Source organism: Roseateles asaccharophilus (assembly GCF_031458115.1).
GTDB classification, from domain to species: Bacteria; Pseudomonadota; Gammaproteobacteria; order Burkholderiales; family Burkholderiaceae_C; genus Pelomonas; species Pelomonas asaccharophilus_A.
The window spans coordinates 41,593-62,695 of sequence record NZ_JAVDXV010000013.1 but is presented as its reverse complement, the minus strand read 5'-3'; the positions used below and the strand labels follow the sequence as shown (position 1 = coordinate 62,695).

Genomic DNA, 21,103 nt, shown 5'->3' with positions numbered 1-21,103 from the left:
GGCGGCGGCAAGCATCAGCATTCAAGGATTAGAGATGGAAGACATCCTGATCAACTGGTCCCCGCAGGAGACGCGGGTGGCCGTGGTTGAGAACGGCGCCGTGCAGGAACTGCACATCGAGCGCACGTTGGAGCGGGGCCTCGTCGGCAACGTCTATCTCGGCAAGGTCGTGCGCGTGCTGCCCGGCATGCAGAGCGCCTTCATCGACATCGGCCTGGAGCGCGCGGCCTTTCTGCACGTGGCCGACCTGCACAGCGCGTCGCAGTTCGGCCATGGCCGACATCAGAACGGCCATGGGGCCGACGTGCCGCCCACGCCCATCGAGCGACTTGTCTTCGAGGGCCAGCCGCTGACGGTGCAGGTCATCAAAGACCCCATCGGTACCAAAGGCGCGCGGCTGTCCAGCCAGATCAGCATTGCGGGCCGCATGCTGGTCTACCTGCCGCAGGACGAGCACATCGGCATCAGCCAGAAGATTGGCTCGCCCGAGGCCCGCGAGGCGTTGCGCGCACGCATGGTCGCGCTGGTGGGGACCAAGGAGCAGGGCGGCGGTGGCGGCTTCATCCTGCGCACCAACGCGGAGGATGCGTCGGACGAAGAGCTGGCCGCCGACATCGCCTACCTGCGCAAGACCTGGCAGCAGATCCGCGAGAAGTCGCTGACCACGCCCCCTGCCAGCCTGCTGCATCAGGACCTGAGCCTGGTCGAGCGCGTGCTGCGCGACCTGACCAATGAGCGAACGGGCCACATCCGCATCGACTCGCGCATGCAGTACGACGTGCTGCGCGAATTCGGCGAAACCTTCATGCCGGCCGCGACGGCCAAGCTGGAGCACTATCGCGGCGAGCGGCCCATCTTCGACCTGTGCAACGTCGACGCCGAGATCGCCCGTGCGCTGGCCCGCAAGGTGGAGCTGAAGTCCGGCGGCTCGCTGGTGTTCGACCAGACCGAGGCGATGACGACCATCGACGTCAACACCGGCGGCTTCGTCGGCGCGAGGAACTTCGACGACACCATCTTCAAGACCAACCTCGAAGCAGCGGGCGCCATCGCGCGGCAGCTGCGCCTGCGCAACCTGGGCGGCATCATCATCGTCGACTTCATCGACATGACGCGCGAGGAGCACCGGGTCGCCGTGCTGTCCGAGTTCAAGAAGCAGCTCGCTCGCGACCGCACCAAGGTGACGGTGGGCGGCTTCACGCAACTGGGCCTGGTGGAGATGACGCGCAAGCGCACGCGCGAATCGCTGTCGCGCATGCTGTGCGAACCCTGCCCGACCTGCGAGGGTCGCGGCCAGGTGAAGACGGCGCGCTCGGTCTGCTACGACATCCTGCGCGAGATCCTGCGCGAGGCGCGCCAGTTCTCGCCCAAGGAGTTCCGCGTCGTCGCCGCAGCCAACGTCGTCGAGATGATGCTTGACGAAGAGAGCGCTCATCTGGCCGGCCTGTCCGACTTCATCGGCAAACCCATCTCGCTGACGGCCGAGCCCACCAACCAGACCGAGCACTACGACATCGTGCTGCTGTGAGCCCAGGCCGCCGACGCGGCCTTGTCTGACGTTACAACTTGCGCGACTGCGGCAGAATCGCGCGCCATGCTCGTACCTGTCTCCCGTCGCCGCAGCCTCGCGGCCCTGGCCGCCATGGGCGCCTCGTTTGGCGCCGCTCCGGTGCTTGCGCAGATGCGCATCGACATCTCCGGTGTCGGCAGCACCCGCGTGCCGGTCTCCATCGTCGACTTCCGCGACGAGGCCAAGTCGCCGCAGCCCATTGCCGCCATCATCCGTGCGGACCTGGAACGCAGCGGCCAGTTCCGCACCGTGGACGCGCCCGCCGGTCTCAGCGAGACGGCCAGCCCGGTCTTCACTGAATGGCGTGCCCGCCAGACCGACTGGCTGGTCGCAGGTTCCGTCAACCGGCTGGCCGACGGCCGGCTGGACATCCGCTTCAAGCTCTGGGACGTCGTCAAGGGCACCGAGCTGGTGGGCCAGGCCCAGGCTGTGCATCCCGACGACGCGCGCCTCGCGGCCCACCGCATCGCCGACCTGATCTACGAAAAGGTGACGGGCGAGAAGGGCGTGTTCGCCACACGCATGGCCTATGTCACCAAGGCCGGCCGGCGCTACAGCCTGGTGGTTGCGGACGCGGACGGCGAGGGTGCCAAGGTCGCGCTGACCAGCGCCGAACCCATCATCTCGCCGGCCTGGGCGCCCAACGGCCGCGAGCTGGCCTATGTGAGCTTCGAGAGCGGCAAGGCCACGGTGCGCATCCAGGACGTGCAGACCGGCGGCCGCCGCGTGCTGGCCGACTTCAAGGGCACCAACAGCGCGCCGGCCTGGTCGCCGGACGGCAACCAGCTGGCGCTGAGCCTGTCGCGCGACGGCGGCACGCAGCTGTTCGTCATCAACCGCGATGGCTCCGGCCTGCGCCGCATCGCGCAGAGCAGCGCCATCGACACCGAGGCCTGCTACGCGCCCGACGGCAGCAAGATCTATTTCGTCAGCGACCGCGGCGGTGGCCCGCAGATCTACCGCATGCCCGCGGGCGGCGGCACGGCCGAGCGCGTGACCTTCAACGGCGGCTACAACATCAGCCCGGCCATCAGCCCGGACGGCCGCACGATGGCCTACATCACGCGCGCCAGCGGAGCCTTCCGTCTCTCCGTGATGGACCTGGGCACGGGGCAATCGCAGCAGATCAGCGAAGCCAACGACGACGAAAGTCCGTCCTTCGCGCCCAACGGCAAGCTCATCGTCTACGCCAGCCGCGCTGGCGGCAAGGAAGTGCTGATGACCAGCACGCTGGACGGCAAGATCAAAACCCCGCTGCTCGTGACTTTGGTTGAGGTTCGCGAGCCCACTTGGGGTCCGTTCGTGCGTTGATGACGCAATCAATCGCACCTTGTTGGACAATCACGCGCCCGCGCCCTTGACGGCCGGCCCTTTTTCCCCGCCCCCCTGTCTGTTGTGGAGACCACTCGAATGAAGCTGACCCGCTATGCGCTCACCCTGATTGCCGCCGCCGCCCTGGCTGGTTGCAGTTCCACCACCAAGCTGGACGAGCCCGCGCCGGTCGAGACCCGTCAGCCCGTGGCCGCTGCCCCCGCACCGGCCGTGACCCCTGCTGCGCCGGCACAGACCGCCGTGCCGACGGTTGACCTGTTCAGCCAGTACTCCGAGCAAGTCAAGGACAAGCGCGTCATCTACTTCGACTTCGACAGCGACCTCGTCAAGGAAGAGTACCGCCCGCTGGTCGACCTGCACGCCAAGCGCCTGAACGCCAACAAGCGCGCCGCGCTGACGCTGGAAGGCCACACCGACGAGCGCGGTGGCCGCGAGTACAACCTGGCTCTGGGCCAGCGCCGTGCCGAAGCCGTGGCCAAGTCGCTGACGCTGCTGGGCGTCGGTGCCGCCCAGGTCGAAGCCGTCAGCTTCGGCAAGGAACGCCTGGCCGCCACCGGTGGTGGCGAAGAAGCTTGGGCCAAGAACCGCCGCGTCGAGCTCAAGGACAAGTGATGCGCGCGCTGCGTTTGGCGCTGGTCGCCGGCGCGGTCGGCGTCATGTTCGCCCAGCCCGCTCGCGCGGGCTTGTTCGAGGATGACGAAGCCCGCAAGGCCATCATCGATCTGCGTGCGAAGGTCCAGGCCAACGAGGACGCCGCCAAGCAGCGTGCCGAGCAGCTCAACACGCTGGTCCAGGAGCAGCTTCAACCGCTGCGCCGCAGCATGTTGGACCTGAACGGCCAGATCGATGCGTTGCGTGCCGAAGTCGCCCGCCTGCGTGGCGCCAACGAACAACTGGCCCGCGACCTGTCTGACACGCAGCGCAAGCTGACGGACCAGTCGCAGGCCGTTGAAGCGCGCTTCAAGCCGTTGGAGCCGCAGAAGGTCACGCTGGATGGGCGTGAGTTCCAGGTCGGGCCGGATGAACGCAGCCAGTACGAAGCCGCCATCGGCCTCGTGCGTCGCGGCGATTTCGCCGAGGCGGTGGCCGCATTGAACGGCTTCCTGAAGCGCTACCCCGCCAGCGGCTACACCGATTCGGTCCGCTTCTGGCTGGGCAACGCCCAGTACGGCAAGCGTGACTACAAGGACGCCATCGCGACCTTCAAGGCCTTCGTCTCGGGCAATGCCGACCACCCGCGCACGCCCGAGGCGCTGCTCGCGCTGGCCAATTGCCAGATCGAGTTGAAGGACAACAAGGCGGCGCGACGCAGCCTTGACGACCTCATCAAGGCCTACCCCGGCACCGAGGCTGCCCAGGCGGCCAAGGAACGACTGGCCGCGCTGCGCTGATGTCGGATCAGCTCGAAGCTGATCTGGAGCGCCGCTTCGGCGGCCTGCGTCGCCTGCACGGCGATGCCGCCTACCAGCGCCTGCGTGCCGCGAGATTCGCGGTCGTGGGCCTGGGTGGCGTCGGTTCCTGGGCTGTCGAGGCGCTGGCGCGCAGCGGTGCCGCTGCGCTGACGCTGATCGACCTGGACCAGGTCTCCGAATCCAACATCAACCGCCAGATCCAGGCGCTGGGCTCCACGGTAGGCATGGCCAAGGCCGAGGCGCTGCGCCTGCGCATCGCCGACATCCACCCGGGATGTGACGTGCAGGTCATCGAGGAGTTTGTTGAGCCGGACAACTGGCCGGCGCTGATCGGTGATGCTCAGTTCGACGGACTGATCGACTGCTGCGACCAGGTGCGTGCGAAGGCGGCGCTTGCGGCCTGGGCGCGTGAGCGGCAACTGCCTTTCGTCACCGTCGGTGCCGCCGGCGGCAAGCGCGAGCCGCATCGTGTGCAACTGGACGATCTCAGTGCGACGACGCACGACCCGCTGTTGGCCTCGCTGCGCCAGCGCTTGCGCAAACACCATGCCGCGCCGCGCGGTGGAAAGATGGGCGTCGCTTGCGTGTACTCGCGTGAGCCTGTGCACCTGCCGCAGCAAGGAGAGGGTGAGGCCTGCGATGTTGATGGCAGTCTGAACTGCCATGGTTATGGTTCCAGCGTCACCGTCACGGCGACCTTTGGCCTGTGTGCCGCCGCTGAACTGCAACGGCTTTTTCTTGCTCGTTGAATTTTTGCGTTGAATTTCTAGAAATTCTTGCGGAGCACTCAAAAACGTGCCTACAATGGCAGGCTCTGCTTGACACGGGATGTTAGCTCAGTCGGTAGAGCAGCGGACTTTTAATCCGTTGGTCGCAGGTTCGAATCCTGCACATCCCACCAGATTTTCTGGCGGTGATTGAAAATCAGCGCTATAATCATTGGCTCAGTTGAAGTTCTCCTCAACTGAATCGAGCTAGGGCTCTTAGCTCAGTTGGTAGAGCAGCGGACTCTTAATCCGTTGGTCGTAGGTTCGAATCCTACAGGGCCCACCAAGTTTTTCAGTTCAACGGCTTGCGATTCCAGGATCGCAGGCCGTTGCTGTTTGTGCGCTTCACATTCGAGTCATGCGCGCAGTTGCACTGTTCGCCAAGAAGCGCGCTGCTAGCATCGCGCGCCATGAAGAGCTGGTGTACCGCTCGGATCGAGCTTGTGGGTGTGCTGGCCTTGCTGCTTGCCGGCCTGTCGGTCGACGCGGCGGCGCAGCGGCCGGTTGAGGGTGTGCAGCCGCGAATCGGCCTGGTGTTGTCCGGTGGGGGCGCGCGGGGCGCAGCGCACCTGGGCGTGCTGAAGGTGCTGGAGGAGTTGCGCGTTCCCGTGCATGTGCTCGTGGGCACCAGTGCCGGCTCCATCGTCGGGGCGGCGTACGCCAGCGGTATGCCGGTCAAAGACATCGAGCGGGAGATGAGCGGCCTGCGCACGGCCGATCTGTTTCGCGACATCGTCCGCGCAGACACGCCGCTGCGGCGCAAGGCGGATGACGAGATCAACTTCATCGGCCCCGAGATCGGTCTGGGTCCCGATGGCGTTCAGCTGCCCAAGGGCGCGATCTCCGGCGTGTCACTGGAGGCCGTGCTGCGCCGCTTGACCGCGCGCCAGCGCACGGAGAACTTCGACGGCCTGCCGATACGCTTTCGGGCGGTCGCGACCGATGTCGCCACCTCCGAGATGGTGGTGCTGGACCATGGCAGCCTCAGTGACGCCGTGCGGGCTAGCATGGCCTTGCCGGCGGCCGTGAACCCGGTGCAGATCGAGGGGCGTTTGCTGGTGGATGGCGGCGTGGTGCGCAACCTGCCGGTCGACGTGGCCCGGAAACTGGGAGCCGACGTCATCATCGCCGTCAACATCGGCACGCCGCTGCTGCAGCGACGCCAGATCGTGTCGTTGCTGTCGGTGGCCGACCAGATGGTGCGCATCCTGACCGCCAGGAACGTGGCTCAGTCGCTCAGCGACCTGACGCCGCGCGATGTGCTGCTGACGCCCGACCTTGGCAGCGTGACCACGGTGGATTTTGACCGTCTGTCCGAGGCAGTGGCCGCAGGCGAGCACGCGGCGCGTGCCGCGACGCAGGCGCTGTCAACACTCAGCGTCGATCCGGCCAGCTATGCGCGTTTCGCGGCCGCGCGAATGGCGGCGGTGGCGGCGGGGGACGACCGCGTCGACGAGGTGCGCGTGGTCGGTACGCGGCACGTGGAACCCGATGTCGTGCTCGCGGCGATGGAGACCCGTGCCGGACAGCCCTTCGATGCCGACGTGGCGGACCGCGACCTGAAGCGCATCTACGGCCGCGGCGACTTCGAGCATGTGAGTTATCGGCTTGGCGATGAACCGGGCACCGGGCGTGTGCTGACGGTGGACGTTGCCGAGAAATCCTGGGGGCCGCACTACCTGCGCTTTGGTCTCGCGCTGTCGACCGACTTCACCGGCAATGCCTACTTCAACGCCGCGGCCAGCCACCGCTGGACCTGGCTGAACCACCTGGGCGCCGAGTGGCGCAACGACGTGCAGATCGGCCAGACCGAGCGGCTGCGCAGCGAGTGGTACCAGCCTCTGTCTGCCGCGCAGCGCTGGTTCGTGTCGGGCTGGGGCAAGTACGAGCGCCAGCCCTTCGACCTTTATGACAACGGCGAGCGCCTGGTGCGCGTCAAGCTCAAGCAGGCGCTGCTGGGGCTGGACCTGGGTGTGCCGCTGGGCACGCAGGGCGAGGTGAGGCTGGGGCTGTTGCATGGCCGGACACGGTTCAGCAGCGAGGTGGGCGGTGTGCCTCGCGGCGACCTCCCTTCGGCGCGGGTCGGCGCGCTGACCGCGCAGTTACGCGTGGACGCGCTGGACAGCCTGCGCTTCCCACGCTCGGGCTATCTGGCTGACGTGAAGCTGCAGCGCTCGCTGCCGTCGCTGGGCGCCAGCACGGCCTACAGCAAGCTCAGCGTGGACCTGCGCGGCGCCTACTCGTTGTGCCGGCACACGCTGAGGCTGGGCCTGGGCGGCGCCGGCGCGTTGGGCGGGCAGCAGGATCTGCCTGCGCACGAGTTGTCATGGCTGGGCGGATTCCTGCAGCTGTCGGGCCACAACACCGGCGAGTTCGTCGGGCGCGGCATGCGCTTCGGACGGGTCATCTACACGTACCAGCTGCGCAGCGCCGGCCTGCTGGAAGGCGTTTTTGCCGGCGTGTCGGCCGAGGCCGGCCGCATCGGCGACACGGTGCGGGGCCCCAACACCGCAGGCACCCTGCATGGCAATGCGATCTTCCTGGGCGTGGACACGCCGCTGGGGCCGCTGTACCTGGGCTATGGGCGCGCCAGCTCCAGCGCGCAGGCGGTCTATCTGTTCCTCGGCCAGCCCTAGGCCGGCTGCAGCTGCAGATCCCACCACGGCGTGCTGCCGATCTCGCTGCGCAGGTGGTCGATGAACAGCCGCGCGCGCGTCTCGTGGCTGCGCCCGCGCAGGCGCACCGCGTGTATGCCCGGCAGGCCGGGCGCGGGTGACGTGGTCGCCTCATCGGGAAACAGCGCCACCAGCTCGCCGGAGCGCAACTGGTCGCACACCATCCATGTCGCGATGTGCACGATGCCCAGGCCCTGCAGCGCGGCCTGCAGCATGCCGTCCTTGTCATCGGTGCGGTAGCGGCCGCGTACGGGCAGCGGCTGGTTGCGGTTCACGCCGGCATAGCGCCACACGAAACCGGGTGCCGGCGGCGTGGCCACGGTGATGCAGTCGTGCCGCAGCAGGTCTTCCGGAGCGTGGGGGCGGCCGGCGCGGGCCAGGTAGGCCGGGCTGGCGCAGGTGACCAGACGCACCTGGGCCAGCGGCGTGGCGTGCAGGTCGCTGTCGGGCAGCAGGCCGATGCGGACCGCGACGTCCATGCGCTGCTCCGACAGGTCCACGACCTGGTCCTGCAGGTGCAGGTCCACCTCGATGTCCGGGTAGCGGCGCAGGAAGCTGGCCAGCGCGTCCACCACGTGGCGGCGACCAAAGGCGGTGGGCGCGGTCACCGTCAGCAGGCCGCGCGGCTCGGCGTCGCCGGCCACGATGGCCTCGCGCGCCTCCGCCAGCTCGCCCAGGATGTTGCGCGCCCGCGGCAGGAACTGCTGGCCCGCATCGGTGAGCGCCAGCCGGCGCGGGCTGCGATGGAACAGCCGGGAGCCGATCTCCGCCTCCAGCGCGTCAATCTTGCGTGTGACCGACGACACGGCGACATCCTGCTGCCGCGCGACGGCCGAGAAGTTGCCGGCGGAGGCAACGGCAATGAAGGTTTCCAGGGCTTCGATCATCAGGCGATGTTGTTTGCGAATTTCGCAAACATGGTTTGCAGTCGCAGCGATTGTTCTTGATTGCGCAAAGCAAAACAATGCGCGCCGTTCGCGAACACCCACCCACCGAAGCGGCCGCCGCGCCGCTAGAAAGCTCACCGATGCAAGCCCTCAGTTTCGTTTCCCGTTTCCCCGCCCGCCTGGCATTGGCCGCCGCCATCGGGCTGGCCGGCCTGGCCCCGGCCGCCTGGGTTGCACCCGCCCAGGCTGCCGCGCCGCAGCACAAGACCCAGGCGCCCGGCTGGTACCGGCTGGTGCTGGGCGCCTTCGAGATCACCGCGCTGAGCGACGGCACCGTCGCACTGCCGGTGGACCAGCTGCTGCATGCGCCGCACGGCCATGTCGCGGCCGAGCTGAAGCAGCATTTCCAGTCGGCGCCGCTGGAGACCTCCGTCAATGCCTGGCTCATCAACACGGGCAGCCGCCTCGTCCTGGTGGATGCCGGCGCTGGCGGCCTTTTCGGCCCCACGCTGGGCAAGCTGATGCAGCAGATCCGCGCGGCCGGCTACGCGTCCGAACAGGTGGACGACATCCTCATCACCCACATGCACGCCGACCACGTGGGCGGCCTCGCGGCCGACGGCCAGCGTCTGTTCTCCAACGCCACTGTGCACGCGCACAAGGCCGAGGCCGAGTACTGGCTGTCGCAGGCGCAGCTGGACGCGGCGCCCCAGGAGAAAAAGGGCTTCTTCCAGGGCGCACAGGCCTCGCTGCAGCCTTATGTGAAGGCGGGCCGGCTGAAGACCTTCGAGCGCGACAGCGAGATCGTGCCGGGCGTACGGACCGTTGCGACACCGGGCCACACGCCGGGCCATGCGATCTACGCGGTCGAAAGCCAGGGCCAGCGTCTGGTGCTGATCGGCGACTTGATCCACGTCGCGTCGGTGCAGCTGGCGTCGCCCGGCATCACCATCGCGTTCGACACCGATGAGCCCCAGGCCGCGGCGGCGCGGGCCCGCGTGTTTGCCGAACTGGCGCGGGACGGCAGCCTGGTGGGGGCCTCGCACTTCAGCTTCCCTGGCATGGGCCGGCTGCGCCAGGCCGGCAAGGGCTGGACCTGGCTGCCGCTGGACTACAGCACGCAGCTGCGTTGATCAGGGCGGCGTGGGCAGCGGCCGGATGCTGACGCCCAGGCTGCCGGGTGGATGGTGCTCGTTGAAGAGCTGCCAGATGCGGCCGTTGCGCGCCGCCTGCCCGAAGGCCGTGCGCAGCGTGCGCCGGTCGGCCTCGCCCAGCGCGCGGCGCGAAAGATACAGGCCGCTGGCGCTCCAGCCCAGTTCCTCCAGCGGCTCGATGCGCAGCCGCTTCAGCAGCGGCTGCAGTTCGGTGTCGTTGACCAGTGTGCCGACCATGATGGACGCCGTCATCACCGTGGCCTGGGCCAGGCCCTGGCGCAGCGCACGCGCCACGCCGCTGGGGTCGGGTTCCTCGATGAGCCGGTTACGCTGGCGCAGCGCGGCGACGGTAGCGTCGTAGGCCGCGCCGAACGAGAAGCCGCGCACCACCGCCAGCTTGTAGTCGGGCTGGGCCAGCAGGTCGGCCAGCGAGCGCGGCACGGCGGCGTCGGCATCCAGCGTCAGCAGGCTCACGCGCACCTGGATCAGCGGCACGAACTCGGCGATGGCGTCCCGCGCGGGCGTGGCTGAGGCGGGGATGAGCATGTCGGCTTGGCCAGCGTCGAACAGCGTCTGCAGCCGCGCGCGCGGCACCTTGTGCATGTCCAGTTGGCAGCGCGTGCTGGCGGCCACCTCGCGCAGCAGCGTCGGATAGATGCCCACCGCCTTGCTTTCGTCGAAGTTGACGCTGACGCCGATGGCGGCCATCGGCACGTTGATGGGGCGCGTGCAGGCGGCTTGCGCGGTCGCTACCGCCAGCCATCCGGCCATGCACAGGCCTGCTCGCACGCTTGCGTTCATGCTCCTTGACCCCCTGAACTGCGCGGCCCATTGTGAGGGTTGCTGGCGGCCCATGGCGAAATCAGTCGTTCCCACGCATCGAAAGTCAGCTGCACGACGATGGCCAGGCCCGCGGCAGGCAGGGCACCGGCCAGCATCAGCGCGCTGTCGTTGACGGCCAGGCCGGCGACGATGCGCTCGCCCAGCCCGCCCGCGCCGACGAAGGCCGCCACCGTGGCCGTGCCCACGTTGGTGACGGCGGCCGTCTTCACGCCGGCCAGCAGCGTGGGCAGCGCCAGCGGCAGTTCCACCGCGCGCAGCGCCTGGCCGCGCGTGAGGCCCAGGGCCAGCGCCGCCTGGCGCAGCCCGTCCGGCACCGCCTGCAGTCCCGCGTGCGTGTTGCGCACGATGGGCAGCAGCGCGTAGACGAACAGTACCAGCAGCGCCGGCACGAAGCCGATGCGGCCCAACAGCGCGATCAGGAAGGCCAGCAGCGCCAGCGAAGGCAGCGTCTGCAGCAGGCCCACCACCGCCATCACCGGCGCGGCCAGCCGCGGCAGGCGGTGCGCCGCGATGCCCAGCGGCACGGCCAGCGCGACCGCCATGGCCAGCGACGCCAGCACCAGCGCCAGATGCTGGCCCAGCAGCCGCGCCAGGTCGGGTGCCAGCAGACGTTGCGTCAGCCCCTGCGCGGCAGTGGGCGCCGCCGGACCGAGAAAACCGCGCGCGACGTCGGCGAACGGGCGGCCGTCCAACTCGGCGGCGGCGTTCAGCCGGATCATGCGTGCCTCGTCCAGCCGCCCGGCCAGCGCCTGCAGCGGCGCGTCGTCCAGCGTGGCGCGCATCAGCAGCACCGCGTCGTAGCGCGGGAAGAAACCGCGGTCGTCGCGCAGCACGCGCACCGGCTGGCGGGCCAGTTGCGCATCGGTCGTGTAGACGTCGATCAGGTCCACCTGGCCACCGGCCAGCGCCTGATAGGCCAGCCCGTGGTCCAGCCCGGCACCGGGGCTCAGCTTCAGGCCGTAGGCACGCTGCAGCGCCGGCCAGCCGTCGGCGCGGGCGATGAATTCGTGCGACAGGCCCATCTTCAGCGTCGGCGTGTCCTTTGCGGTTTTTGCGGCCAGGTCGGAGATCGTCGCAATGCCCAGCCGCACCGCGTCGGCCTCGCGCATCGCCAGCGCATAGCTGTTGTTGAAGCCCAGCGGCACACCGGCCTTCAGGCCCAGCGGTGCTAGCCATGCATTGATCTGCTGCAGGGAAGCCTGCGCGTCGGCGGGCGACTCGCGCTTCAGCAGTTCGCGGACGATGGTGCCGGTGTACTCGGGGTAGACATCGATCTGCCCTTCGCGCAGCGCCGCGGCCAGGATGGCCGTGTTGCCCAGGCCCTGGCGATGCTCGGCGGGCCGGCCCTGGGCCGATAGCGTCTGGCTGACGATCTCGCCCAGCAGATAGCTCTCGGTAAATCGCTTGGAACCGACCTTGACGGGCTGGGCATGCAGATTGCCCATTACCAGGATCAGGCAGGTCAGCAACGCAAGGCGGAGCAAGCTCATGACCGTGATGCTGCCTCAAGACCGGTCGGCCTGGTCCTACATCCGACGCGGAACGTCTCCGAATGCAACGGCGCGTTTCCAGACCTATTGTTCAAGTTCAACCCATAACCCAGGAGTTCCCCATGTCCCGAGCCACCGATCTTTTGTTGCGCCAGCATCGGGACAGCCTGGGCGCGCACCTGCGCCAGTGCCGCAAGCTGTCGGACCGCAGCCAGCGCGCGCTGTGCTCGCTGGAGGCGCTGGACGCGGCCGTGGGCCACCGGCTGTTCACCACCGTGGTGCTGGGCAGCGTCGTGATGGCGCTGTTCCTGACCTTCAGCGCCTGAAGCGCCGGCAAGTCTTGCCGAAACAACGAGCGGCCCCGAGGGGCCGCTTTGCGTTGGACGCTCAGACCAGTACGGGCTCTGCACGGGGCACTTGAGAACGTTCGGGCGCGGGCACCCACAGCTTGAGCTCGCCCGGCTCGTCCGCCAGCACCAGCACCTCGCCCGGCGGCAGCGCTCGGAAGCCCGCCGGCACGCGCGTTTGCGCGCCGGCCCGCTGCACCAGCAGCTCGACGACGCGGCCGCCCACGTTGAGCGTGACGCGCGCCTGCGACCAATGCGGCGGCAGGCAGGGCTGCACGCTGAGCTGGCCGGCCGCCAGCCGCACGCCGCAGATGTTCTCCACCGCCGCGCGCAGCAGCCAGCCGGCCGCGCCGGTGTACCAACTCCAGCCGCCGCGGCCGGCGTGTGGCTGCGCCGTCTCGATGTCGCCGGCCACGGCGAACGGTTCCAGGCCGTAGACGGCGCCGTGCGCGCCACGGTGCGCCGGGCTGATCGCCGTGAACGCGGCCCAGGCGCGCTCGGCCTGTCCCAATCGGGCGCTGGCCATCAGCGCCCAGGTGGCGGCGTGGTTGTATTGGCCGCCGTTCTCGCGCACGCCGCCGGGGTAGGCCTGGATGTAGCCGGCCTCGGGATGATGGTCCTTCAGCGGCGGCCACAGCAGGCGCAGCAGGTGGGCGTCGCGGTCGTGCAGTTCGCGCCAGGCGCTGTCCAGCGCCTGCGCCGCGCGGTCCGGCCGGGCCGCGCCGGTCAGCACGGCCCAGGCCTGCACGATGAGGTCGATGCGGCATTCGCTGGCCGTGTGCGTGCCCAGCGGCGTGCCGTCGTCGAACCAGCCGCGGCGGTACCACTCGCCGTCCCACGCGTTGGCGTCCAGCGCGGCGGAGAGCTGATCGCGCGCCTGCTTCCAGCGCTCGGCGCGCTCGTGCTCGCCCCGGGCGATGGCCATGGGCCGCAGCGCGTCTATGACGGCGCACAGGAAGAAGCCCATCCACACCGACTCGCCACGGCCCTCCGCGCCGACGCGGTTCATGCCGTCGTTCCAGTCGCCGGTGCCGAACAGCGGCAGGCCGTGCGCGCCCACCGGCAGGCTGACGTCGATGCTGCGTGCCGCATGCTCGTACAGGCTGGCCGTCTCGGTGCTGACCTCGGGCGTCTCGTAGATGTCCTCGGCGCCTTCCGGCACCTCGCGGCCGTGGATGAAAGGAGCCTGTTCGTCGGCCAGCGCGGTGTCGCCGGTGCGCTCCGTGTAGAGCGCCAGCGCCAGCGCCAGCCACAGCCGATCGTCAGCGAAATGCGTGCGCACGCCGGCGCCGGCGGGCTCGTGCCACCAGTGCTGCACGTCGCCCTTGGGGAACTGCCGACGCGCGTGGCGGCGGATCTGCTCGGCCAGGCGTTCCGGCGCATGGCCCACCAGCGACATCGCATCCTGCAGCTGGTCGCGGAACCCGAAGGCGCCACCGGCCTGGAAGAAGCCCGCACGCCCCCAGATGCGGCAGCCCAACACCTGCGCTGGCAGCCAGTGGTTGACCAGCGCGTCGAAGCCCGCATCCGGCGTGGCCACCTGCACGGCACTGCTGAGCGTGCGCCACACCTGGCGCTGCGCGGCCAGGCGGCGCAGCGGGTCCAGCCGCCAGGCGCCGCGAGCCAGCTCGCGGGCAGCGACCAGCGTCGGCGCGTGGCCCAGCAGCACGGTGGCGTGCCAGGCATGGCCGGCCTCCAGGCGCAGCGGCACGGCCAGCAGCGCGGCGGGGTCGGTGCCGGGGCCAGCCTGGCCGTCCAGCGCCTGCGGCATGACGAGGCGACCCTCGCCGTCGAACAGCAGCCGGCGGTCGCCGCTGGCTTCGACCGGCGTGCTCCATTGCCGTGGCGGGTTCAGGTCGGGCGTGAAGCCGGCCTCGTGCGGCCACGGCCACAGCGCGTGGTCCTCGGCCAGTTCGGGCAGCAGGTCCGGCGTGACGTCGCCACCCAGCGTGGGGCGCAGCGCCATCCAGGCCGTCTGGCCGCCAAAGCCGTTCAAGCCGTCGGCCTGAGTGGCCAGCACCAGCAGCGGCGTGTCGGCGCTCAGCGGGCTCTCCACGCGCGTGACCACGCTGCGGCGTGCGCCGCTGTCCATGCCCAGCTGCCATTGCGCGGCGGCCAGCAGGCGCAGCCGCCGCGGCGCGGTGCCGGGGGCGGCGTGCAGTTCCACCTGGCATTGACGCAGCGCCGCCTCGGCATCGACGGTCCAGCGCAGCCGCACGACCATGCCGGGCAGCGTGAAGGCCATCGCCGTCGCACCGGGCAGATGGGCCACGGCCTGGTGGTCGCTGGCGCGGCCCAGCAGCCAGGCGCAGCCGCTGTCCAGGCAGTGCAGGATCAGCCACTCGCCGGGCGAGTCCAGCAGCGCGTCGTTGGACCAGGGCGTGATCTGGTGCAGCCGGCTGTTGGCGGCCCAGGCCATGCCCGCGCCGCGCTCGGAGACCTGGCAGCCAAAGCCTTCGTTGGCGATGACGTTGACCCACGGCCGCGGCGGCTGCGCGCGCGGCCCCAGCTCGAAGCCGCAGGCGCCGCTCGCGGCGTCGAACTCATGCGGCGGCTGCACGGCGCCGGGTTCGGCATGGCGCCATTGCACATGGATGGCACCGGCCTCGCGGCGCGCCTTCGCGGCCTGTTCGTGCGGTGCTGGCAGGCGCTCCAGTGCCTGCGCCAGCGGCCGGCCGTCGGCGAACCAGCGCACGCGCGCCAGCAGGTTCAGCGCGAAGCGCGTGTCGTCCTGCACGGCGGCGTCGGCCAGCACATGCAGTTTGGCGCGGCCGCGGATCTGCTCGGCCAGCGAGCGCAGCGCGCGCGACACCGGGGCGAGGTAGGACGCCGGCTCGGCGTCCAGCACGACGATGTCCACCGCCAGCGGGCTGCCCTGCGCCTGCAGCAGCGCGCACAGCTCCCGCACCATCATCACGCCGGTGGTGTCGGCCACGCGGATGAGGATGATGGGCGCGTCGCCCGAGATGCCGTGGCGCCACAGCGCGTCGCGCTGGAAGCTGCCTTCCAGCGCCACGACGCCCTCGCGCGGGGCCTGCGAGGTCAGCAGCGTCTGCAGCGCCAGACCCGCCCGCCACGCACCCGGCGCCAGACCCGCCCCCTGGGTTCGCACGCCGGCCATCGTGTGCGCCAGCGTCAGCGTGCGCTCGCGCAGCGGCTGCTGGGCCAGTTTGTCCAGCACATGGTTCAGCGTCTGCGCGTCGGCCGCGGCGGCGGTGGAGACGGTCAGCATCACGCGACTGCCGGGCGGCAGCGTCAGCGTCACGTGGATCAGCGAGATCGGGTCGTTGCCGGTGTCCAGTGCGCCGGCCGCGCTGGACAGCCCCGTCACCTGGCCGTTGATCAGCGCCTTGGCCTCGGCGCGCGCGATGGCGCCGCCCGGCTGGCCGGGGCGCCCGCCACGGGCCAGCCAGTGGGCGCGGTCGGCGCCGGCCTGCAGCCGCTCCAGCCGCGCGCCGCCTTCCAGCTCCAGGCCGGACAACGCGTGCATCGCGTGCACGGCTTTCTCCTTGTGGCCGCGCGGCAGGCGCTGCCAGCACAGCGCGCGCTTGTCGGGCAGCCAGTGGGCCTGCAGGAACAGCTTGCCGAAGGCCGGGTGCGCCAGGTCCGCGCGGGCCGGCGCCAGCACCGGCTCGAAGCTGGACACCAGCACGATGCGGCGGTCGCGGTCCGACAGGTTGCGCAGCGTGATGCGGCGCAGTTCCACGTCGTCCTCCACGGCCACCCAGACCTCGGTGTGCGCGTGCAGCTGCTCGCCTTCGGCCGTGAACTGCGCGCTGGCCGGATGCAGCCGCGCGCCATAGCGCCATTGCGGGCCCGGCGTGGGCCGCAGCGTCAGCGACCGCCAGGGGCTGGACTCGGGGCCGCCGCGCCAGCTCTGCTCGGTGCTGGCGGGCCAGGGCGTGTCCAGGTCGCGCAGGTGCAGGTGATGGCCCAGCAGGTCTTGCGCGAGGTCGTCGTGCCAGCGGTTGACCAGCACCTGCTGGCCCGGCTCACCCCACATCAGCGTGCCGCCGCCATGCTCGCGCAGCATCGCGGACAACTTTCCGTGGCCCAGCCACGCGGTGGCGGGCAGCGCGCGGCCGCGCACATCGGGCACCAGCAGCGACGTGTGAGCGCGGCGTGGCGCGGTGCGGCGGGGCGGCCGCGGCGGCTCCACCAGTGGCGCCACCTCATGCGGCGCGCGCTCGTGCAGCAGCCAGCGCACGGCCGACAGCCGCGGCTCGGCGTCGGCCCAGCGCTGCGGCGCGCCGCCGCACAGCACCTCGGTCAGCGCGATCAGGCTCATGCCGTGGTGGTGGCTCATCGTCGTGCCGATGCGCTGCAGCTTGGTCGCCGGGGCCTCGCCTGCGGCCTCCGGCTGCCGGCCTGCCGTGTAGTCCAGCGCCTCCATGAAGCCGGTGTCGTGGCGCGCACCCAGCGCCTGCAGCTGGCGCAGGTTGGCCACCGCCGCGCGCGGCATCACCATCGTGGCCATCAGCGTCGCATACGGCGCGATGACGATCTCGTCCGGCGGCGTGTCGCGCAGCGCCAGCGCGGCCGTGCCCTGCGGGCCGTACTGGTAGGCCAGGCTCTCGTCGCGCTTGGCGTAGGCGCTCTCGGACACGCCCCAGGGCAGACCGCGCGCACGACCTTCGCGGATCTGCTCCAGCACCGTCGCGCGGGCGGCCTGCTCCAGCGCGCTGCCGGCCGGCTCGTCCAGCACCAGCGATGGCATCAGCATCTCGAACATGGAGCCCGACCAGCTCTTCAGCCCCGTGACCTGGCCGCGCGAGAAGAAGGGCCGGCCTAAAGCGCCCCAGTGCGAGGCGGGCAGGTCGCCTTTGGCGATGCCGACCAGGCTGGCCAGCCGCGCCTCGGAGGCGAGCAGGTCGTAGTGGTTCTGGTCCAGCCGCTCGGTGCCGGGCTCACAGCCCAGCGGCGCGATGGCGCCGATGTGCAGCAGGCGGCGCTGGGTGTCGTACAGCCAGGTGAAGTCGTGCGCCAGCGCCAGCGCACGGGCGCGGGCCGCGACGCTGTTCAGGGCCTGGGCCACCTCGGGCGGCGGCGGGAAGCCGTCTCCACCGCGCGCGAAGCCCTCGCAGGCCGCCGCCACCACCAGCAGGTGCGCGCACAGGTTGCCGCTGTCCACCGCCGATACATAGGGCGGCTCCAGCACGGCCAGGCGCTGCGTCTCCATCCAGTTGTAGAGGTGGCCACGGTGCTTGGGGAGCTTGTCCAGCGTGTCCAACGTGCGGCCCACGCGCTCGGCCAGGCCCACGTCGTGCAGCCAGCCGAACTCGCGCGCGCAACAGGCGGACAACAGGTACAGGCCGATGTTGGTGGGCGAGGTGCGATGGGCCACGGCCACGTCGGGGTCGAACTGCACGTTGTCGGGCGGCAGATCGTGGTCGTCCTTCGTGACCCAGCGCTCGAACCAGCGCCAGGTGTCGCGCGCGACGCCCAGCAGGTAGTGGCGTTCGTCGTCGTTGACGGCCTCGCGGCGCGGCCGCGCGCGCGGGCGGCTGGCCAGCGCGATCCACAGCGGCGACAGCAGCCAGGCCAGCACCAGCGGCAGCGCCTCGTCCCATGCCACCGGCACGCCCAGCGACGCAAGCGCCATCAGCGCGATCGCCAGCACGCCGCTGGAGATGGTCAGCTTGCGATGCTGGCGCCACAGCGGCAGCCAGTCGGTGCGGGCGGCGGCTTCGGCGGCATCGGCGGTGGTCCATTCCAGCAGGCTGCGGCGCGTCATGAAGTGGCGCCACAACGCGCGCGTGATCGCATCCAGCTGCAGCCATGTGGCGGCTGGCAGCAGCGCCAGATGCCACAGCGTGCCGCCCACGGCGCGGCCCAGCTCGATGAGCGCCTGGCGGTAGAAGCGCGGCAGCGAGATGCGGTCGCGCGTCGGCGCGCAGCCGGCCAGTGCCCCCATCAGCGGACCCGCGCCGAAGGCCGCGGCGGCGGCGGCCAGCGCCCAACCGGGCGTCAGGCCCACGCCCAGCCATGAGGTCACCAGCAGCAGTAGCGCGGCGGGCGCGACCAGGCTGCGGCGCAGGTTGTCCAGCATCTTCCAGACATGGATGCCGCGCAGGCCCCAGCGGCGCGCGTGCGCGATGAAAGGCAGCAGCTGCCAGTCGCCGCGCGTCCAGCGGTGGATGCGCGAGGCCGCCACGTCGGCGTGCATGGGCGCGGGCTCCATCAGCGTCACGTCGCTGACGCCGGCGCAGCGCATCAGCGAGCCTTCCAGCAGATCATGGCTCAAGACCTGGCTCTCGGGCAGCCGGTGCGCCAGCACAAGGGCCGCGGCCTGCACGTCGATGAGGCCCTTGCCGGATGCGCTGCCTTCGTCGAACAGGTCCTGGTAGACCTCGGAGCTGGCGGTGCTGTACGGGTCCAGCCCCGGCTGCCCGGCGAACAGGCTGTGGAACCAGGTGCCGTGCACCGTGGAGCTGCCCGCGGCGGTGGCCAGCGGCGTCGCGATGCGCGGCTGCAGCATGCCGTGGCCATGCACGACGGTGACACCGCCACGCGGCGTGGACGCCACGCGCGGTCGGTTCAGCGGATGGGCGGCAATGGCCACCAGCTCACGCAACGCGCCGGGGGGCAGCGCCGTGTCGCTGTCCAGCGTCACAAGATGGCGAATGCCAGGCGCCGGCGTGGACAGCTCGCCCAGGTCCATGAAGCGGTCGGGCAGCGTGTCGGCGGGCTGGCCGGCCAGCAGCGCCACCAGCGCCTCGGTCTTGCCGCGCTTGCGCTCCCAGCCTATCCAGTGCTGTTCGGTCTCGCTCCAGCGCCGCTCGCGATGCAGCAGCAGGAAGCGGGGCCGGCCGTCGCAGCTGGGGCCGTGGCGCTCGTTCAAGGCCTGCATGCCGGCCAGTGCCTGCTCGACCAGCGCTTCGTCCTGCGGCAGTTGCTGCGACTTCGCATCGCCGAAGTCGCTCAGCAGCGCGAACTGTGCCTCGGACTCCAGGTTGGCGAGGTGGTGGCGCTCCAGCTGCGCCAGCAAGGTCGCGATGCCGCGCGGCCGCGTCAGCATGCACGGGATGACGACCAAGGTGCGTGAATGCGCCGGGATGCCGCCTGGCCAGAACAGCCGTGGCAGCCGCAGGGGGGGCGCGCATTCGCTGATGAGCCGGTTGGCCAGCGCGACGACGGCCTCGCTGACGGGCAGCAGCGCCAGCAGCGCGGCGCCCAGCACCACCCAGGCGCCGGTACCGGCAGGCAGTCCCACGGCCAGTAGCAGGCTCATCGCCGCCGCGCCCAGCAGCGCGAGGCAGCACAGGTAGATCGCGGTGCGCTGCTCCAGCAGCACGGCAGTGGCGCGTTCGGGCCACTGCTCCTTCACGCGCAGTTCCTGCAGCAGGCGCGGTCGTCCGCGACCGGTCAGCCAGTGCAGCGGCGCGCGCTCGGCGGCGTCCTCGGGCCAATCGGGATCGCTGCAGAGCAGGCGCAGCACCTGCGCGACCTCGGCCTCGGGCAGGCCGTGGCGGGCGGCCAGTGCTTCGATGGCGTGCATCGCACGGTCCTGCGTGCTGTCGTGTTCCTCGCGGTAGACGTCGATGCGGCTCAGCGCCTTCAGCGCCGGATGCACGGCCTGGAATAGGCCTGCCCAGTCGGCGGCGCCCAGTTGGCGCAAACTGCCGATCGCGTTGCGGATGCTTTGGTGGTCGGCCGCGCTTTCAGTCTGCGCGTGCGCTTGCGCGGCCGCCGGGTCGGCCAGCACCGATGAGATCCAGCGTTGCGCTGCGGCCCAGGGCGAGTTCTCGGGCTCGTCGGTCTGCTCGGGCAGGCCTATCGCGCGGTCCAGCAGGCGATCGTGCAGGCGCAGCGCCAGCGCCTCAACCGCCGGCTCCCGCGGCCAGGCGCGCTGCCAGTCGGCCAGCTGGCGCTGCACTGCATCGGCGCTCAGCTGCGGCAGCGCCTCGAACAGCCGCTGCGCTGCGCGCCGGGCGAGGTGGCGCCAGGCTGCGCGCTCGGCGAGGCGCCGCAGGTTCTCCACCAGCACCACGCGCAGCGTGGACGGCAGCGCCCACAGCTCGCGCAGCGTGAGCGCCTGGGATTCGTGATGGCCCTCGAGAAAATGGCGCATCACGCTCAGGTCCAGCGAGCTGTCGGCATGCGCGACCCAGGCCCACGCCACGCCGTAGACGCGCGGCAGACCTTGCAGCGGCTCGTCGGCGAGGCGCGGCAGGCGCTGGAAGTAGCTGCGCGGCAGGTCGTGCAGCACCTCGTCGAGCTGCTGCTGCACGAGGCGGGCGTTGTCCAGCAGCCAGGCGTGCGCGGGGTCGGTGTCGGCCTGCAGGCCTTCCTCGGACAAGACCTCCAGCGCTGCGCTCCATACCTGCAGGTTGCTGCGCAGTCGCGGGGAGAAGGGGCGGGGCTTGTGGCCGTCGCTCTCCACGCGCTGCGCCGCGGCCAGGCTGCGGCCGTGCTCGGCAAAGCGTTCGGCGCCGAACTGCACGGCGCGTACCGCGGGGGCGGCGGCTTCGGGGCCTGCGGCGACGCGCAGGAAGGCGGTGGTGGCGCCGGCGGGCGTCAGGTCCTGGGGCGGCGGTGCGGGTGGGGCGGGCGGCGCATCGGTCATGCAAGCACTTTGGGCGGGCTGGCCCATGGGGGACAGCGGCTTGCGTGCCGTATGGATGTC

Annotated in this window: 12 protein-coding genes and 2 tRNA genes; 10 read left to right on the top strand and 4 right to left on the bottom strand. The window is 70.6% G+C overall.

Translation table 11 applies throughout. From position 1 onward, the window contains the following. Positions 1-34 precede the first annotated feature (34 nt). The 8 genes from rng (at position 35) to J2X21_RS26045 (ending at position 7,717) form a co-directional block, all read left to right on the top strand. Positions 35-1,528: a ribonuclease G gene (rng, locus tag J2X21_RS26080; protein WP_310333066.1), complete on the top strand. Its 1,494-nt coding sequence runs from the start codon at positions 35-37 to the stop codon at positions 1,526-1,528. 66 nt (positions 1,529-1,594) lie between these two features. Beyond that, positions 1,595-2,881: a Tol-Pal system beta propeller repeat protein TolB gene (gene tolB, locus J2X21_RS26075; RefSeq protein WP_310333065.1), complete on the top strand. Its 1,287-nt coding sequence runs from the start codon at positions 1,595-1,597 to the stop codon at positions 2,879-2,881. Between the two features lie 99 nt (positions 2,882-2,980). After that, the gene (locus J2X21_RS26070; protein WP_310333064.1) at positions 2,981-3,514 is read left to right on the top strand and encodes an OmpA family protein; all 534 of its coding nucleotides are present in this window, start codon (positions 2,981-2,983) and stop codon (positions 3,512-3,514) included. Continuing rightward, the gene (gene ybgF / locus J2X21_RS26065; RefSeq protein ID WP_310333063.1) at positions 3,514-4,293 is read left to right on the top strand and encodes a tol-pal system protein YbgF; all 780 of its coding nucleotides are present in this window, start codon (positions 3,514-3,516) and stop codon (positions 4,291-4,293) included. The genes J2X21_RS26070 and ybgF overlap by 1 nt, the downstream gene beginning before the upstream one ends. Continuing rightward, complete coding sequence (locus J2X21_RS26060; RefSeq protein ID WP_310333062.1) at positions 4,293-5,063, top strand: tRNA threonylcarbamoyladenosine dehydratase; 771 nt, start codon at positions 4,293-4,295, stop codon at positions 5,061-5,063. The genes ybgF and J2X21_RS26060 overlap by 1 nt, the downstream gene beginning before the upstream one ends. 76 nt (positions 5,064-5,139) lie before the next feature. Next, a tRNA-Lys gene (locus J2X21_RS26055) sits at positions 5,140-5,215 on the top strand. A 76-nt stretch (positions 5,216-5,291) separates the two neighbouring features. Then, a tRNA-Lys gene (locus J2X21_RS26050) sits at positions 5,292-5,367 on the top strand. 124 nt (positions 5,368-5,491) lie between these two features. Beyond that, positions 5,492-7,717 (top strand): patatin-like phospholipase family protein, encoded by a 2,226-nt coding sequence (locus J2X21_RS26045; RefSeq protein WP_310333061.1) that lies wholly within the window; start codon positions 5,492-5,494, stop codon positions 7,715-7,717. Here J2X21_RS26045 and J2X21_RS26040 read toward each other — a convergent pair. Next, positions 7,714-8,643 carry a LysR family transcriptional regulator gene (locus tag J2X21_RS26040; RefSeq protein WP_310333060.1) on the bottom strand — a complete coding sequence of 310 codons (930 nt, stop codon included), beginning with the start codon at positions 8,641-8,643 and terminating at the stop codon, positions 7,714-7,716. The two genes, J2X21_RS26045 and J2X21_RS26040, sit on opposite strands and share 4 nt — an antisense overlap. A gap of 140 nt (positions 8,644-8,783) precedes the next feature. Between J2X21_RS26040 and J2X21_RS26035 the strand changes: the two genes are divergently transcribed. After that, positions 8,784-9,776: an MBL fold metallo-hydrolase gene (locus J2X21_RS26035; protein ID WP_310333059.1), complete on the top strand. Its 993-nt coding sequence runs from the start codon at positions 8,784-8,786 to the stop codon at positions 9,774-9,776. Here J2X21_RS26035 and J2X21_RS26030 read toward each other — a convergent pair whose 3' ends face one another. Together J2X21_RS26030 and J2X21_RS26025 are read right to left on the bottom strand one after the other, a co-directional pair. Then, the gene (locus J2X21_RS26030; protein WP_310333058.1) at positions 9,777-10,568 is read right to left on the bottom strand and encodes a substrate-binding periplasmic protein; all 792 of its coding nucleotides are present in this window, start codon (positions 10,566-10,568) and stop codon (positions 9,777-9,779) included. 26 nt (positions 10,569-10,594) lie between these two features. Then, entirely contained in the window at positions 10,595-12,085 is a 1,491-nt protein-coding gene (locus tag J2X21_RS26025; RefSeq protein ID WP_310333125.1) for an ABC transporter permease/substrate-binding protein, read from the bottom strand. Positions 12,086-12,252: 167 nt separating this feature from the next. On the opposite strand from J2X21_RS26025, the gene J2X21_RS26020 reads away from it, so the two are divergent. Beyond that, positions 12,253-12,456: a hypothetical protein gene (locus J2X21_RS26020; RefSeq protein WP_310333057.1), complete on the top strand. Its 204-nt coding sequence runs from the start codon at positions 12,253-12,255 to the stop codon at positions 12,454-12,456. Between the two features lie 61 nt (positions 12,457-12,517). Here J2X21_RS26020 and J2X21_RS26015 read toward each other — a convergent pair whose 3' ends face one another. Continuing rightward, positions 12,518-21,043 (bottom strand): GH36-type glycosyl hydrolase domain-containing protein, encoded by an 8,526-nt coding sequence (locus tag J2X21_RS26015; protein WP_310333056.1) that lies wholly within the window; start codon positions 21,041-21,043, stop codon positions 12,518-12,520. Positions 21,044-21,103 lie beyond the last annotated feature (60 nt).